Consider the following 14,378-nt stretch of genomic DNA (forward strand, 5'->3'; position numbering starts at 1 on the left):
GATTACCGCTCGCGCGGGCGCGCGTCTGGCGCCACGCTGCCGCCATGTTCCGCTGACACCCGTCAGCAGCATGCCCAGGCAGTCTCGATCTTCAAGACTGCGACGCGGTTCCGACCGCGTTGATCAACCAGTTCGCTCCGGCATCCCAGCGCGAACGGCCATCGGTTCTCCCGATGGTGATGCCACCCAAGCTGTTCCTTCAACCCACGCGGGGGTTCCACACCTTCCCCGCCTTGGGTCGGGTGTGTCTCCGCCTCTTTGTTCTGAGGAGATTCACCATGACCACTTCCACCGAAAAGTCTTTCTTCGACCTGCACATCACCGGCCTCGGGTATCTCAATCGCATCCGCGAAGTGAAGCCCAAGAAAGGCGATGCGTTCCTGGCCTGCGACATCGCGGCGCTCAACGGCCCCAGCGATGACGTTGCCTACGTGCGTTTCGACACGCGCGTCTCGGGCTCCGAAGCGCAGCACCTGGTGCGCCGCTGCATCCAAGCGGTCGATGCCGAGAAGAAGGTGATGATCGGCTTCCGCCTGGGCGACCTGTGGGCCGACACCTTCACCTACTCCAAGGGCAAGCGTGCCGGCGAGCAGGGGGTGAGCCTCAAGGCCCGCCTGCTGTTCGTCAGTTGGATCAAGGTCGATGGCAAGCTCGTTTACAAGGCCGAGCCCAAGCCGACCGATGCCGACGACCGCGACGTGCGCAACACGGATGTCCCCGCGACTTCCGCCGAACCGCAAGCCGCCGCGCCCGAGCCTTCCAGGCCCGCCGCCGAAGCTGCCGATGAAGCCGCTGCCGATGCCCCCGCATTGGAAGTTGCCGAGTCGTTCTGATCCGCAAGGCCCCGTTCCCCGGGGCCTTGTCTTCTCCCACTCGCGTGCGCACGCGCGCCGTCGCCATGACGGCCGTGTGCGTGATCGCAGCTTCGTCCGCAGGAGTTCTTCATGATCACCATTCCCGGCCAATTGGCCATCAAGACCATCCACGGCCGCAACGGCGACTTCAACGTCGGCCGCCTTGCGACCTCCATCGGCGAGTTCGTCGTGAAGAACGCCGAACTCGACCAGTACGCCGAAGGCAAGTACGAGGGCGATTTCGCCATCGCCGAGATTCGCCCGTCCACGTACACCGCTAACGGCCGCATGGTCATCGAGATTCGCGCCCTTCTGGGCGGGATGACCTTGTCCAACATCGACGCCCTGAGCCGCGACGATGCCAGCCGGCTGAGTCCGCAGGAAGTCGATCCGATCGACGAGGAAGCGCAGACCGCCGCACCGACTGCAACGACCGCCCCCAAGGCGGCCGGCAGGAAGAAGGCGCGCAGTCCGCGCGACCCGCTGGTCGATACCACGCCGTTCGGCAGCGAACCGGCGACTGCATCTGCTGAGGCTTCGGCCGATGCAGACGATGGCGGCGACGCGACGCTGTTCGGCGCGCTCTGGCCGCTGGGCGATGTCGTCAAGCTCGATGCTACCGTGGATCGGCGTGTGCTGCGTCAGCAGCGCGACCGCCTCGGTGATCTCGGCTACGAGTTCGCTCCGCTGTCCCAGGACTGGCACCTCGCCAGGGTCTGATTCCCACCGCCGCCTTGCGCGGCATTCCACCACCCACCGGGGTTCCTCCCCGGTGGGGCGGGGCTCCGGTCTCTTTTTTCCCAAGGAGATCGTCATGCAACTTGCATCCCGCTTCGCTCATCGCTCCCCGGTGCTGCGCTCAAGTCACCCGCTGTCGGATGATCAGATTCGCACCGTGGCCCCTTCCATCTTCGCGGACACCCCGCACGAAAGCCGCTCCGAACGGTACAGCTACATCCCCACGGCGGCTGTGCTGACCGAACTGCGCAAGGAAGGTTTCCAGCCGTTCATGGTGTGCCAGACCCGCGTGCGACACGAGGATCGCCGCGAATACACCAAGCACATGCTGCGCCTTCGCCACGCCAGCCAGATCAACGGCGCCGAGGCGAACGAGATCATCCTGCTCAATTCGCACGACGGCACCAGCAGCTACCAGATGCTGGCGGGCATGTTCCGCTTCGTCTGCCAGAACGGGCTGGTGTGCGGCGACACGTTCGCCGACGTGCGCGTACCTCACAAGGGCAACGTCACCGATCACGTGATCGAAGGCGCCTACGAGGTGCTGCACGGCTTCGAGAGGGTGCTGGACTCGCGCGACGCCATGCGTGTCATCACGCTCGACGACGGCGAGGCCGAAGTCTTCGCCAGATCGGCGCTGACCCTCAAGTACGACGATTCGGGCAAGGCATTGCCCATCACGGAGACCCAGATCCTGCGGCCCCGTCGCTTCGACGACAACTGCGCCGATCTGTGGTCGGTCTTCAACCGAATCCAGGAGAACCTGGTCAAAGGCGGCCTGGCCGGCCGCGCCGCCAACGGGCGCCAGCAGCGCACGCGCCCCGTTCAGGGCATCGACCAGAACGTCCGGCTCAACCGGGCGCTGTGGCTGCTCGCGGATGGCTTGCGCCAGCTCAAAGCCTGACCCACAAGCGGATCGTGTCCATGCGGCATGGTCCGCTTTTTTCTTTGATGGGTGAGTCTCTGGCAAACAGGGGTGCGCTGCGCGGCGGATTTTCGCTGCCGTAAACCACCCGCATGAGCGCAGGCTACGCCCATGTCCGTCGGCGCTGCCGACAACATGCCCAGGTAGCCCAGACCTTCAAGGCTACGGTGCGTTGCGACGCACGGTCTGATTCTTCGCCACGACGCTCACCGCGTTTTCTTCCATCCCCCTGGGGCAGTGACTGCCCTCGCGGGTGGTGCTGTCTCCGCTCACTTCGAGGACATCACCATGCCTGCACCTTCTTCCCCCAAGACGCTCTATCGCATCGACGAATGCCCCGACCTGATGGCCGATGGCGTCGTCGGTGACGAGAACGGCAACCTGGTCTTCATCTCCCTCTGGGCGCGCGACACCGCCGTCCAGGAATTCCTGGCTCGCCTCACCCTGGGCCGGGACGAACAGGGACTGGATCAGTTCCACGTCATCACCGAGCAGGGCGCGAGCATCCCGGTATTCGTCGGCAACGTCGAGAACCTGGAGAAGCGCAGCGCACGCGCCTACCGGCGCACGCTGTTCGGCTCGCTGACCAACATCTGGCTGTTCGACCGGCGCTGCGTCAAGCCCGACAAGGCCAACGCCAGCGCGCTGGCGCTCCTGCCTCGCGATTCCACGCACCGGCTCGACCGGCTGTGGAAGCTGGTGCGGGACACCTGCCCGCTGCCGCTTCTCGATCCCTGGCGCGAACCCGTGCTGGAACTGCTGCAGGCGAAGTCGATGCTGACGCGCCTGCCGTTCGCCCTCGGGGCTCTGGAAGGCCATCGGCTCGCCATCGACGTGCCGACGCTGACCCAGGTGCTGGGCGGCCTGATCCGCAGCGGCGCGCTCGTCGCCGGCACGCCCGCCAGCCGCATCCCCTCGGCACAACCGCTCGAAGCGGTGGCTTGAGGCTCCTTCACCGGACATGCACGCGCGCATGTCCGCATCCCTTCATCTTCAATGCCAGGAGATTCCCATGGCCCTCATGTTCCCGCGGCTCGCCCGCAACTTCGTCAAGAACGGGTACTTCCCCACGGATGAACCCACGCTCGAAAGAGCACTCGCCGCGCTGGCGCCCGCCGAATCCTCGAACGGGCCGCTGTGCATCATCGATCCCTGCGCCGGCGAAGGCGTGGCGATCGCCGAAGCCGCGCACGCCCTCGGGCGCGAGCAGGTCCAGGCCTTTGCCGTCGAGTACGAGGCCGAGCGTGCACGCCATGCCCGGCAACTGGTCGATCGCTGCATCCACGGCGACCTGATGGACACGCTGATCAGCCGGCAGAGCTTCGGCCTGCTGTGGCTCAACCCGCCGTATGGCGACCTGTCCAAGGACACCAACGGCAATGTCGGCTACCAGGGCCAGGGCCGCGCCCGGCTCGAAAAGCTGTTCTATCAGAAGGCGCTGCCGCTGCTGCAATACGGCGGCGTGCTGATCTACATCGTGCCGCACTACGTGCTCGACGCCGAGCTGGTCGGATGGCTGACCCGGCACTTCGCCGATCTGCGCATCTACCGCGCGGTGGAAGCGCAGTTCAAGCAGGTGGTGATCTTCGGCCGCCGTATTCGTCAGCGCGACCAGGCATCGGATTCGGTCAAGGCCACGCGCGCGCTGCTGCTGCAGATCGGGCAAGGCGACGCCGAAGCCGAGGAACTGCCAGTCGAATGGCCGTTCCTGCCTTACACGGTGCCTGCCAGCCCGGCCGAGCCGGAGCACTTCTACCGCGTGACGATGGAACCCGAGCAGTTCGCCGAGGAAGTCGGCCGGCTGCAAGGGCTCTGGCCGACGCTCGATACGCACCTGGGCGCCGCACAGCAATCGCTGCGGCCTCCGGCGCGGGCCTTGTCGCACTGGCATCTTGCCTTGGCGCTTGCTGCTGGCGCGATCTCCGGCGTGGTGAAGTCCAAGACGGGCCGCATGCTCGTCGTCAAGGGCGACACCCACAAGGAGAAGACGCTGCAGACGGAATACACCGAACGCGACGACGGCTCCGTGGCCGAGACGCGCATCCTGACCGACAAGTTCGTGCCGGTCATCCGTGCCTGGGACATGACACCAGGCTCGCCGACCTGCGGCGAGGTGTTGACCATCCGCTGATCGCTGTTCCCTGACGGTTCGCCGTCGATCTGTTCTTCCACTGCGGCTTCGCGCCGTTCTTCTCTTCCCACCCCGGGGCATGCCATCGCCCCGCAGGGGGAGGTGCATGCCCCATCTTCATTGGAGCATCACCATGTCCCTCGATACCGACGTTGTTCCCGCCGCCGATGGCACGCCCGTCCAGGGCGACCTGCTCGACGCGGCTGCTTCTCCACTGGCGATGAGCCTTCAGGATTTCGTTGCCGAATTCGGCGACGAACTGCTGGATTCGCTCAACCGCGCCAACCCTCCCGTCTACACCGGCCAGGCCCGGCCGCATCGCCAGCTCGTGCTGGCCAGTCTCAAGCGCAAGCTGTTCGGCGCGCAAGCCGAGGTGGTGCATGCCGTCACCGAGCTGCTGGCCGACCGCGGCGAACGCGCCGCGATCGTCAATGGCGAAATGGGCTGCGGCAAGACCACCGTTGGCATCGCCACGGCGGCCGTGCTGCACGCCGAAGGCTACCGTCGCACGCTCGTCTTGAGTCCCCCGCACCTGGTCTACAAGTGGCGCCGGGAAATTCAGGAGACCGTGGCCGGCGCGAAGGTCTGGGTGCTCAATGGCCCGGACACGCTGGTCAAGCTCATCAAGCTGCGCGAGCAGTTGGGCGTGCCGGTGCGCGGCCAGGAGTTCTACGTTCTCGGCCGTGTGCGCATGCGCATGGGTTTCCACTGGAAGCCAGTCTTCAACGTGCGGCGCACGCGACACGGCGATGTGGGCGCATGCCCGGACTGCGGCCAGGTCATCACCAACCTCGACGGCGAGCCGATCAACCCGGTCGAACTCGAAGCCGAGGACTACCGCCGCCGGTGCAGCCATTGCGCCGCACCGCTGTGGACGCTGATGCGACCCAGGAGCCTGTCCGCCAGCGACCAGTCCACGGCCGTCTTCAAAGCCTTGCAGCGCATCCCGACCATCGGGGAAGTCACCGCGCAGAAGCTGATGCGCAAGTTCGGCGACTCCTTCCTGGCGTCGATGCTCGGCGACAACATCCACGAGTTCATCAACCTCATGGATGGCAACGGCGAGCTGGTCTTCTCGGATCGCCAGGCGCACCGCATGGAGCGGGCGATGGCGAACATGGAGTTCGGCTTTGGTGAGGGCGGCTACCAGCCGTCCGAGTTCATCAAACGCTACCTGCCGCAAGGCACGTTCGACCTGCTTATCGCCGACGAGGCGCACGAGTACAAGAACGGCGGCAGTGCCCAGGGCCAGGCCATGGGCGTGCTCGCAGCGAAGGCGCGCAAGACCTTGCTGCTCACCGGCACGCTGATGGGCGGCTACGGCGACGATCTTTTCCACCTGCTGTTCCGAGCCCTGCCGGGACGAATGATCGAAGACGGCTACCGCCCGACCAAGAGCGGCAGCATGACCTCGGCCGCGATGGCGTTCATGCGCGATCACGGCGTCCTCAAGGACATCTATTCCGAGAGCACGGGCACGGCGCACAAGACGGCCAAGGGCAACAAGGTCTCGGTGCGCACGGTCAAGGCGCCGGGCTTCGGCCCGAAAGGCGTGCTGCGTTGCGTGCTGCCGTTCACGGTCTTCCTGAAGTTGAAGGACATCGGCGGCAATGTGCTGCCGTCCTACGACGAGGAGTTCCGCGAGGTGGCGATGGACACGGCGCAAGCCGCGGCCTATCGCGACCTGTCGGGCCGGCTGACCACAGCGCTGAAGCAGGCGCTGGCGAAACGCGACACGACGCTGCTCGGCGTGGTCCTCAACGTGCTGCTGGCCTGGCCGGATTGCTGCTTCCGGTCGGAGACGGTGGTGCACCCGCGCACGCGCCAGACCTTGGCCTTCGTTCCGGCTCAGTTCAACGAGCTGGAGGTGATGCCCAAGGAGCGCGAGCTGATCGAGATCTGCAAGCAGGAGAAGGCTGCGGGTCGCAAGACGCTGGTCTATTCGGTCTACACCGGCACGCGCGACACCACGTCGCGCCTGAAGGTGCTGCTGGAGCAGGAAGGCTTCAAGGTGGCGGTGCTGCGCGCGAGCGTGGATGCCTCCCGCCGCGAGGACTGGATCGCCGAGCAGTTGGATCGCGGCATCGATGTGCTGATCACCAATCCCGAGCTGGTGAAAACCGGCCTGGACCTGTTGGAGTTTCCGACGATCGTGTTCATGCAGTCGGGCTACAACGTCTATAGCCTGCAGCAGGCGGCCCGGCGCTCGTGGCGCATCGGCCAGAAGCAGCCGGTTCGCGTGATCTACCTCGGCTACGCGGCTTCCTCGCAGATGACCTGCCTGGGGCTGATGGCACGGAAGATCATGGTCTCGCAGAGCACGTCGGGAGACGTGCCCGAATCGGGATTGGACGTGCTGAACCAGGACGGTGATTCCGTCGAGGTGGCACTGGCCCGGCAGCTCGTCGCGGCCTGATCCACCCACCCATGCCGGCTGCCCTTCGGGGCGCCGGCTTCTTTTTTCTGCGCCACTGCGCCACGCCATGAAGTCGGGCGCATGCCAGTTCCCTTTGTTTGCTGCCCGAACGCTCTGTGGCGGCGATGGTGAGGGCTCCGTGTTCCAGGGAACTGCACCATGCAATCACTCACCTGCGTCGCCCATCGCCTGGTTGTGCCCGCCTTGCTCGTCGGCTGCGTGCTCATCTCCGGCTGCGCCGCCACCGGCGCGGCGAATGCCCCGACGGCCACTGCCGTGCCGCCCGAGCCGGTCTTGTCGGCCAGGATCATCTACCCGGAACCCGAGCCGACCCTGATCCCGGTCGCCCGCTACGGGCGCTACACGCTGGTCGAGCTGGTGCCGGAACCGGCGCAGCGCGACCTGACGCAACAGGTGATCGAGGTTTCGATTCCGCCGACCTTCGATGCGAACGTCGGCGATGCCCTGCGGCACGTGCTGCTGCGCACCGGCTACCGGCTCTGCGACACGACTGAGGCCGCGGCGCTGTACGCGCTGCCGCTGCCGGCGGCGCATCTGCGGCTCGGGCCGCTGTCGCTGCGCGATGCCTTGCTGGCACTCGCCGGCCCGGCCTGGGAACTGTCCGTCGATGACGCTTCGCGCGCGGTGTGCTTCACGCGCGTGACGGCAGCGCACTCCGCTGGCCGCGTCGCCGCCGTCCCCGCACCCGGCACGACGGAAGCCGAACCCGCGCAGCCCCAGGAGGCCCAGCCATGAACATCCCGCAACTTCCCGCCGAAGGCGCCGACCGCGCGCGCTGGCTGAAGATCGCAGCGGCCGCCTGGCTGCTGCTCGTGAGCGTGCTGGCCGTGGTCAACAGCGTGGGCCTGTCGCGCCTGGCCGAGCAAAGCCAGGCCAGTGCCCAGGATGCCCACGTGCAGGCGCTCAACACGCGCGTCGCTGAACTCGAACAGCAGTCCGCAGCCTCGAAGAACCAGCCCAAGCCCGTCGCCCAACCGGACTTCGAGGCCGCCCGCAAGGCGCTTGACGAACGGCTGTCGCAAGTGGAGCAGGCCCAAACCGCGGACAACCGTGCCGGCGACCTGCAGGCGCTGCAGGCCCGCATGGGCGACATCGAGGCGCGCCTGAAGAAAGCCGCTACACCTGCCGCGGCGCCCCGGCGCACCGCCGAGGCGGTCAAGCCCAAGGCGCCGGAGCCGCCGTTCAGCGTGGCAGGCCTGGAACTGCGCGGCGGCGAGCGTTTCCTGTCGATCGCGGCGCCGGGTGTGGCCGCCGTGCGCGAACTGCGACTGCTGCGCGAAGGCGATGCCATCGGCGCCTGGCAATTACAGGTCATCGAGGCGCACGCCGCCGTGTTCCGCGTGGACGGCCAGACGCAGCGCATCGCGCTGCCGTAGGAGCCGGCCATGAAACCAGCCGCGATCGGTCTTGCCGCCATCCTCACTGTCGTCGCGGGTGCTGCCTCGGCGCAGTCGGCGCCGGTTGCGTCCTCGCGCACGGTTCCCGCCCAGGTCCAGAACAGCGCCGACGCCGCGCTGGACGAGCGCCTGGCGCGTGATTGGGGTCTGCGGCCGGAGGAATGGGCGCGCTACCGGCAAGTGATGCAGGGACCGCTGGGCATCTATTCCCCGAACCTCGATCCGCTCACGGCCCTGGGCATCGAGGCGCGCAGCGACGAGGAACGCAACCGCTATGCGGAGCTGCAGGTGCAGGCGGAATCGAAGCGCGTGGGCAAGACGCTGGCCTACCAGCGGGCCTACGACGCCGCCTGGAAGCGGCTCTATCCGGGCCAGCAGCGCGTGGACATGCCGGGCGTGAAGGCGCCGGGCGCCGGCAACCGGGGTTCGGGCCGGCTGGCGGTTTTCGTGAAGGCCGAGTGTCCGCCGTGCGAGCAGCGCGCGCGCCAGTTGCAGGCGGCCGGCACCGCCTTCGATCTCTACATGGTCGGTAGCCGCCAGGACGACGCCCGCATCCGCCAATGGGCGACGCAGGCTGGCATCGACGCCGGCCGCGTGCGCTCGCGCGCCATCACGCTCAACCATGACGCCGGGCGCTGGCTGTCGCTTGGCCTGCCCGGCGATCTGCCCGCCGTGGTGCGCGAGGTCAACGGCCAATGGCAGCGGCAGTAACCCACCGCGCGGGCTGCGCGGCCCTGGTCCTCGGCCTCAGCGCCCATGCCGCCATCGCCTTCGGCCAAGAAGTGCCACCACCGGCCTACCAGCTCGCCGCCCAGCAGGCGGGCGTGCCGTCGCCGGTGCTCTACGCGGTGGCGCTGCAAGAGAGCGGCGCACGGCTGCGCGGCCGGCTGATCCCCTGGCCGTGGACGCTCAACGTCGCCGGCCGCGCCGAACGCTACGCGACACGCGCCGAGGCCTGCGCAGGCATCCGCCGGGCGCTGGCACGCACGCCGGCCAATCGCATCGACGCCGGTCTCGGTCAGGTCAACCTCGGCTACCACGCGCACCGCTACGCGCATCCCTGCGATCTGCTCGACCCCTACCGCAACCTCGCCATCGCCGCGGAAATCCTGCAAGAGCAGCACACGCCGGGCGAGGACTGGCTGGTCGCCATCGGCCGCTACCACCGCCCCGCAGGCGGTGCGCCGGCCGCCCGCTACCGCCGCAGCGTCCACCAGCACCTGACCCGCGTGCTCGGGCCGGGCGCTTCACTTCCCTCTGCCCGGAGTTCCATGCCATGAACCGCATCCTCCTTGCCGCGACCGCGGCGCTGCTGGCCGCCACCGCCGACGCGCAGGATCGCGGCCCCGCCACCAAGAGCAGTTCCCCGCCGCTGATCGTGGTCGAGGACAAGGGCGGCACCTCGGCGCTGCCGTACTACCGGGCCTTGAACCCGCAGGATACGCAGCCAGGCCAACCGGCCACGCCGCAACCAGTACCCCGCATCGGCGGTCCTGCCGAAGCCGAGGCGGCCATGCTGCCCGTGCGGTCGGCGCGGCTCACACCGGGCGACGAGCTGCGCCGCGTGATCCGCGCGCCGAGCCTGACGCCGCTGTTCCTGGTCGGTGACGACGACCGCTCGCGCGCCTGGCTCAAGCAGCGGCGCGTGGAGCTGCAAGCGCAGCGCGCCGTGGGCCTGGTGGTCAATGTCGCAACACCCGAGGCACTGGCCGCGCTGCGCCGCCTCGCGCCGGGTCTGGTGCTGTCCCCGGCCTCGGGCGACGACCTGGCACACCGCCTGGGCATCAAGCACTACCCGGTGCTGATCACCGCCACCGGCATCGAGCCCTGACGCGGTAGAGCCAGGTGAAGCGCCCACCATGGCCCACTCCCAAGCCGTCGAAGTCTTGCTGCGGCCAGCGGTGGAGCTTTACACCGTCGCGGTCTGTGCGGGCGCCGCGCTTCTGTGCCTGGTGGCCCCGTGGTCGCTCGCGCTGAGCCCCTTGCTCGGCCTGGGCAGCGCGCTGGCCTTCCTGACCTTCGGTGCGATCCGCTTCCGGGACGCCTGGGCGATCCTGCGCTACCGGCGCAACATCCGGCGCCTGCCGCGCTACGTGATGACCAGCCGCGACGTGCCGGTCAGCCAGCAGCGGCTGTTCGTCGGCCGGGGTTTCCGCTGGGACCAGCGCCACACGCACCGGCTGATGCAGACCTACCGGCCGGAGTTCCGCCGCTATGTCGAACCGACGGCGATCTATCGGGCGGCACGGCACGTCGAGGAGCGCCTGGAGTTCGCGCCGTACCCCCTGTCCAAGCTGGCGAAGGCCCTGGCCTGGGACAGCCCGCTCAACCCGGCGCGGCCGCTACCGCCGGTCGGTGGTCTGCCGCGCCTGCACGGCATCGAACCGCACGAGGTTGACGTCACCCTGCCTTTGGCCGAGCGCGTCGGCCATTCGCTGGTGCTCGGCACCACCCGCGTCGGCAAGACCCGCCTGGCCGAACTGTTCATCACCCAGGACATCCGCCGCAAGGTGGGCGGCCAGCACGAGGTCGTGATCGTCTTCGACCCCAAGGGCGACGCCGATCTGCTCAAGCGCATGTACGTGGAAGCCAAACGCGCCGGACGCGAAGGCGAGTTCTACGTCTTCCATTTGGGCTGGCCGGACATCAGCGCCCGCTACAACGCCGTGGGGCGGTTCGGGCGCATCAGCGAAGTCGCTACGCGCATCGCGGGCCAGCTCTCCGGTGAAGGCAATTCGGCCGCCTTCAGGGAGTTCGCGTGGAGGTTTGTCAACATCATCGCTCGTGCTCTGGTCGAGCTGGGGCAGCGGCCCGACTACCTGCTGATCCAGCGCCACGTCATCAACATCGATGCGCTGTTCATCGAGTACGCCCAGCACTACTTCGCCAGGAGCGAGCCGAAAGCCTGGGAGGTCATCGTCCAGCTCGAAGCCAAGCTGAACGAGAAGAACATCCCGCGCAACATGATCGGGCGGGAGAAGCGCGTCGTCGCGCTGGAGCAGTACCTCTCGCAGGTGCGCATCTACGACCCGGTGCTCGACGGGCTGCGCAGCGCGGTGCGCTACGACAGGACGTACTTCGACAAGATCGTGGCGTCGCTCCTGCCGCTGCTGGAGAAGCTGACCACCGGCAAGATCGCGCAGTTGCTCGCGCCGAACTACTCGGACCTGGGCGACCCGCGGCCGATCTTCGACTGGATGCAGATCATCCGGAAGCGGGCCGTGGTCTATGTCGGGCTGGATGCGTTGTCGGACGCTGAGGTCGCGGCCGCAGTGGGAAATTCCATGTTCAGCGATCTGGTGTCGGTCGCCGGGCACATCTACAAGTTCGGTATCGACGATGGCCTGCCGGGCGCGTCGGCAGGCGTGAAGGTGCCGATCAACGTGCACGCCGACGAGTTCAACGAGCTGATGGGCGACGAGTTCATTCCGATGGTCAACAAAGGCGGCGGCGCCGGGGTGCAGGTCACGGCCTATACGCAGACCATGAGCGACATCGAGGCCCGCATCGGCAACCGCGCCAAGGCCGGCCAGGTCATCGGGAACTTCAATAACCTGTTCATGCTGCGCGTGCGCGAGACCATCACGGCCGAGCTGCTGACGCGGCAACTGCCCAAGGTCGAGGTCTACACGACAACGGTGATGAGCGGTGCCACCGACAGTTCCGACCCGACCGGCAACACCGCGTTCACGTCCAACACGCAGGACCGCATCAGCAGCAACAGCGTTCCGCTGATCGAACCGGCACACGTCGTCGGCTTGCCCAAGGGGCAGTGTTTTGCGCTGATCGAGGGCGGCCACCTGTGGAAGGTGCGCATGCCCTTGCCGGCGCCCGATCCCGACGAGGCCATGCCCAAGGATTTGCAGGAGCTGGCCGGCTACATGCGCCAGCACTACGTCGAGGCCGGCGACTGGTGGGACAGCAAGGGGCTTCCCGGCCTGCAGGATCAGGCGCTGCCCGACGATCTGCTGGCGGACTTCAAGCAGATGGCGAGCGTGGATGAAGGGGCCGCGGCATGAGCGACCCCGCCGTCGCCGTCCAGCGCCAGCAGGTCCGCCAGCAGGGCCTGATCGCGGGGCTGGTCACGCTGCCGTTCCGGCTGTTCGGCGTGCTGTGTGGCTCGCTGCTGCTGTGCATCGTGATCGAGTGCATCGGCATGCACTTCTTCTGGCCCGAGCAGGGCTGGCGCCATGCGCAGGGCATGCTGAACTACGAGCTGTCGCAGGTCTCGGAGCATTTCACGCGCAGCGTGCTGGTGCAGGAGCCGGGGCGCAGTGCGCGGCAGCTCGTCGAGTGGGCCTACCAAGGACTGTTCGTGAAGACCGGGCTGCTGGACTGGATACGCGATGCCGCCTCGCAATCCCGTGCCGGCGCCCACAGCCAGGTGCAGGACTTCCGCTACTACCTCGGACAGGTCTACGTGCACGTGGAGAGCTACCTGATCGCCTCGGCCTACACCGTGTTGGTGTTCCTCGTGCGGCTGCTGGTGCTGATCCTGATCCTGCCGCTGTTCGTGATGGCTGCTTTCGTCGGCCTGGTCGATGGGCTGGTGCGCAGGGACGTGCGCGGCTTCGGCGCCGGGCGCGAATCGGGCTTCGTCTACCACCGGGCCAGGGCGAGCCTAATGCCGCTGGCGGTGCTGCCCTGGGTCACGTACCTCGCGCTGCCGGTCAGCGTGCATCCGCTGCTGATCCTGCTGCCCAGCGCGGCGCTGCTGGGCGTTGCCGTGGCCATCTCCGCGGCCACCTTCAAGAAGTACCTGTAGGCGCGTCGTTCCTTGCGCTGCCGGAAAGCGGTGGCGGGCCGGTTCCGATTGATTGCGGCGCCGGAAGACCGGGCGTTCGAGCATGAGCCATCCGCATCCCCGGAGAACGGCTCGATGGAAACCTTCCGCAGTCCTGCGCATGTCCGGCGCCACGCCATCGCCGCGCCGTTGGCCGCGCTCCTGCTCGCCGCTGCGGGGCTTCAGCCGGCCGTCGCTGCCGATGCCGCCGACAACGCCGCAGAGCGCGAGATGCTCGCCGCGGTGACGCGCCAGCTCGAACTGCTGGATCGCCTCGCCGAGCGTGGAGCCACCACCGCACCGCAGGAGCGCGCCCGCTACCACTTCGACTACGCCCGGCTGCGCGCCGACCTGCAGCGTATGCGCGCAGGCGTGCGGGACTACCTCGTTCCCCAGCGCGCCCAGCCGCGCGATCCCGTGCCGCTGGCCGGCGACTACACGCGCAGCGGCGCGGCCAGCGACAAGGAGGCGCCGTCGCCATGACGCCTTCCGCCGATCAGGTCGCCGCCTTCCAGGCCAACGGCGGGTTCGCGCCCGCGGCCGTCTCCACCGTCGTGCTCGGTTTCGTCTTCGCCGTTCTGCTGCTGTGGGGCGTGTGGGCGATGCGCACCGCCTATGTCGGCTGGGCCGAGCACCACCTGACCCAACGCCAGTTCCTCGGCGTCATCGTGCGCTTCGTCGCGATGTACCTGGTGCTGGGCTTCTTCCTCCTGTCCTGACCACCATGAAAGGGTGTATCGCCATGAACGCTTCGCTGATTCCTCGTCGCCCCGCTGCGCGCATCGCAGCCATGCTTGCCCCGCTGGGCCTCGCTGCCACGCCGCTCGTCTCGCTGGCGGCCCTGCCCACCTTGGAAGACCCGTCGCGCGGCACCGGCAGCGGCATCATGCAGACGCTGCAGAACTACGGCTACGACATCGTGCTGCTGATCGCGCTGCTCGTGGTCGCCTCGATGTTCGTCGGCGTCTGCTACCACGCCTACACGCGCTACGCGGAGATCCACACCGGCCGCGCCACCTGGGGCCAGTTCGGCCTGACGGTGGCGGTCGGCGCGATCCTCCTGGTCGTCGGCATCTGGCTGCTGACCAAGGCCACCGGCGTGCTGTAAGGGCC

At 67.8% G+C, this 14,378-nt stretch carries 16 protein-coding genes; all 16 read left to right on the forward strand.

What is annotated here, in order from left to right; genetic code table 11:
- Positions 1 to 278: 278 nt before the first annotated feature.
- The 16 genes from SOM08_RS08750 to SOM08_RS08825 all read left to right on the forward strand — a co-directional run bounded on the left by SOM08_RS08750 (position 279) and on the right by SOM08_RS08825 (position 14,373).
- On the forward strand, positions 279 to 833 hold the full coding sequence (locus tag SOM08_RS08750; protein WP_006410650.1) for an STY4534 family ICE replication protein: 555 nt from the start codon (positions 279 to 281) through the stop codon (positions 831 to 833).
- Positions 834 to 944: 111 nt separating this feature from the next.
- A complete protein-coding gene (locus SOM08_RS08755) occupies positions 945 to 1,574 on the forward strand; it encodes a DUF3275 family protein (RefSeq protein WP_127805088.1) in 630 nt (209 codons plus the stop codon).
- Between the two features lie 94 nt (positions 1,575 to 1,668).
- Positions 1,669 to 2,496 (forward strand): DUF932 domain-containing protein, encoded by an 828-nt coding sequence (locus tag SOM08_RS08760; RefSeq protein ID WP_127805086.1) that lies wholly within the window; start codon positions 1,669 to 1,671, stop codon positions 2,494 to 2,496.
- Between the two features lie 309 nt (positions 2,497 to 2,805).
- Positions 2,806 to 3,462 carry a hypothetical protein gene (locus SOM08_RS08765; RefSeq protein ID WP_006410653.1) on the forward strand — a complete coding sequence of 219 codons (657 nt, stop codon included), beginning with the start codon at positions 2,806 to 2,808 and terminating at the stop codon, positions 3,460 to 3,462.
- 67 nt (positions 3,463 to 3,529) lie between these two features.
- Positions 3,530 to 4,648 (forward strand): DUF6094 domain-containing protein, encoded by a 1,119-nt coding sequence (locus SOM08_RS08770; protein ID WP_127805084.1) that lies wholly within the window; start codon positions 3,530 to 3,532, stop codon positions 4,646 to 4,648.
- A 133-nt stretch (positions 4,649 to 4,781) separates the two neighbouring features.
- Positions 4,782 to 7,064, forward strand: a complete 2,283-nt coding sequence (locus SOM08_RS08775) for a helicase-related protein (protein ID WP_275052759.1) — start codon at positions 4,782 to 4,784, stop codon at positions 7,062 to 7,064.
- 159 nt (positions 7,065 to 7,223) lie between these two features.
- The gene (locus SOM08_RS08780) at positions 7,224 to 7,820 is read left to right on the forward strand and encodes a PilL N-terminal domain-containing protein (protein WP_127805080.1); all 597 of its coding nucleotides are present in this window, start codon (positions 7,224 to 7,226) and stop codon (positions 7,818 to 7,820) included.
- Positions 7,817 to 8,461, forward strand: a complete 645-nt coding sequence (locus tag SOM08_RS08785) for a hypothetical protein (RefSeq protein WP_127805078.1) — start codon at positions 7,817 to 7,819, stop codon at positions 8,459 to 8,461. Before SOM08_RS08780 ends, SOM08_RS08785 begins: the two co-directional genes overlap by 4 nt.
- 9 nt (positions 8,462 to 8,470) lie before the next feature.
- Positions 8,471 to 9,193: a TIGR03759 family integrating conjugative element protein gene (locus SOM08_RS08790; protein ID WP_127805076.1), complete on the forward strand. Its 723-nt coding sequence runs from the start codon at positions 8,471 to 8,473 to the stop codon at positions 9,191 to 9,193.
- Positions 9,178 to 9,762: a transglycosylase SLT domain-containing protein gene (locus SOM08_RS08795; RefSeq protein WP_127805074.1), complete on the forward strand. Its 585-nt coding sequence runs from the start codon at positions 9,178 to 9,180 to the stop codon at positions 9,760 to 9,762. The genes SOM08_RS08790 and SOM08_RS08795 overlap by 16 nt, the downstream gene beginning before the upstream one ends.
- Positions 9,759 to 10,313 (forward strand): integrating conjugative element protein, encoded by a 555-nt coding sequence (locus tag SOM08_RS08800; RefSeq protein ID WP_127805072.1) that lies wholly within the window; start codon positions 9,759 to 9,761, stop codon positions 10,311 to 10,313. Before SOM08_RS08795 ends, SOM08_RS08800 begins: the two co-directional genes overlap by 4 nt.
- Positions 10,314 to 10,341: 28 nt before the next feature.
- Positions 10,342 to 12,501 carry a type IV conjugative transfer system coupling protein TraD gene (gene traD / locus SOM08_RS08805; protein WP_127805070.1) on the forward strand — a complete coding sequence of 720 codons (2,160 nt, stop codon included), beginning with the start codon at positions 10,342 to 10,344 and terminating at the stop codon, positions 12,499 to 12,501.
- Positions 12,498 to 13,247: a TIGR03747 family integrating conjugative element membrane protein gene (locus SOM08_RS08810; protein ID WP_127805068.1), complete on the forward strand. Its 750-nt coding sequence runs from the start codon at positions 12,498 to 12,500 to the stop codon at positions 13,245 to 13,247. Before traD ends, SOM08_RS08810 begins: the two co-directional genes overlap by 4 nt.
- Before the next feature lie 114 nt (positions 13,248 to 13,361).
- On the forward strand, positions 13,362 to 13,748 hold the full coding sequence (locus SOM08_RS08815; protein WP_127805066.1) for an RAQPRD family integrative conjugative element protein: 387 nt from the start codon (positions 13,362 to 13,364) through the stop codon (positions 13,746 to 13,748).
- Positions 13,745 to 13,984: a TIGR03758 family integrating conjugative element protein gene (locus SOM08_RS08820; protein ID WP_006409219.1), complete on the forward strand. Its 240-nt coding sequence runs from the start codon at positions 13,745 to 13,747 to the stop codon at positions 13,982 to 13,984. Before SOM08_RS08815 ends, SOM08_RS08820 begins: the two co-directional genes overlap by 4 nt.
- Positions 13,985 to 14,007: 23 nt before the next feature.
- Entirely contained in the window at positions 14,008 to 14,373 is a 366-nt protein-coding gene (locus tag SOM08_RS08825) for a TIGR03745 family integrating conjugative element membrane protein (protein WP_127805064.1), read from the forward strand.
- Positions 14,374 to 14,378 lie beyond the last annotated feature (5 nt).

This window comes from Hydrogenophaga sp. SNF1, assembly GCF_034421675.1.
GTDB lineage: Bacteria > Pseudomonadota > Gammaproteobacteria > Burkholderiales > Burkholderiaceae_C > Hydrogenophaga > Hydrogenophaga borbori.

Coding starts and splice junctions, on each gene's coding strand:
- SOM08_RS08750 (WP_006410650.1), top strand. CDS start 279: ATGACCACTTCCACCGAAAAGTCTTTCTTCGACCTGCACATCACCGGC.
- SOM08_RS08755 (WP_127805088.1), top strand. CDS start 945: ATGATCACCATTCCCGGCCAATTGGCCATCAAGACCATCCACGGCCGC.
- SOM08_RS08760 (WP_127805086.1), top strand. CDS start 1,669: ATGCAACTTGCATCCCGCTTCGCTCATCGCTCCCCGGTGCTGCGCTCA.
- SOM08_RS08765 (WP_006410653.1), top strand. CDS start 2,806: ATGCCTGCACCTTCTTCCCCCAAGACGCTCTATCGCATCGACGAATGC.
- SOM08_RS08770 (WP_127805084.1), top strand. CDS start 3,530: ATGGCCCTCATGTTCCCGCGGCTCGCCCGCAACTTCGTCAAGAACGGG.
- SOM08_RS08775 (WP_275052759.1), top strand. CDS start 4,782: ATGTCCCTCGATACCGACGTTGTTCCCGCCGCCGATGGCACGCCCGTC.
- SOM08_RS08780 (WP_127805080.1), top strand. CDS start 7,224: ATGCAATCACTCACCTGCGTCGCCCATCGCCTGGTTGTGCCCGCCTTG.
- SOM08_RS08785 (WP_127805078.1), top strand. CDS start 7,817: ATGAACATCCCGCAACTTCCCGCCGAAGGCGCCGACCGCGCGCGCTGG.
- SOM08_RS08790 (WP_127805076.1), top strand. CDS start 8,471: ATGAAACCAGCCGCGATCGGTCTTGCCGCCATCCTCACTGTCGTCGCG.
- SOM08_RS08795 (WP_127805074.1), top strand. CDS start 9,178: ATGGCAGCGGCAGTAACCCACCGCGCGGGCTGCGCGGCCCTGGTCCTC.
- SOM08_RS08800 (WP_127805072.1), top strand. CDS start 9,759: ATGAACCGCATCCTCCTTGCCGCGACCGCGGCGCTGCTGGCCGCCACC.
- traD (WP_127805070.1), top strand. CDS start 10,342: ATGGCCCACTCCCAAGCCGTCGAAGTCTTGCTGCGGCCAGCGGTGGAG.
- SOM08_RS08810 (WP_127805068.1), top strand. CDS start 12,498: ATGAGCGACCCCGCCGTCGCCGTCCAGCGCCAGCAGGTCCGCCAGCAG.
- SOM08_RS08815 (WP_127805066.1), top strand. CDS start 13,362: ATGGAAACCTTCCGCAGTCCTGCGCATGTCCGGCGCCACGCCATCGCC.
- SOM08_RS08820 (WP_006409219.1), top strand. CDS start 13,745: ATGACGCCTTCCGCCGATCAGGTCGCCGCCTTCCAGGCCAACGGCGGG.
- SOM08_RS08825 (WP_127805064.1), top strand. CDS start 14,008: ATGAACGCTTCGCTGATTCCTCGTCGCCCCGCTGCGCGCATCGCAGCC.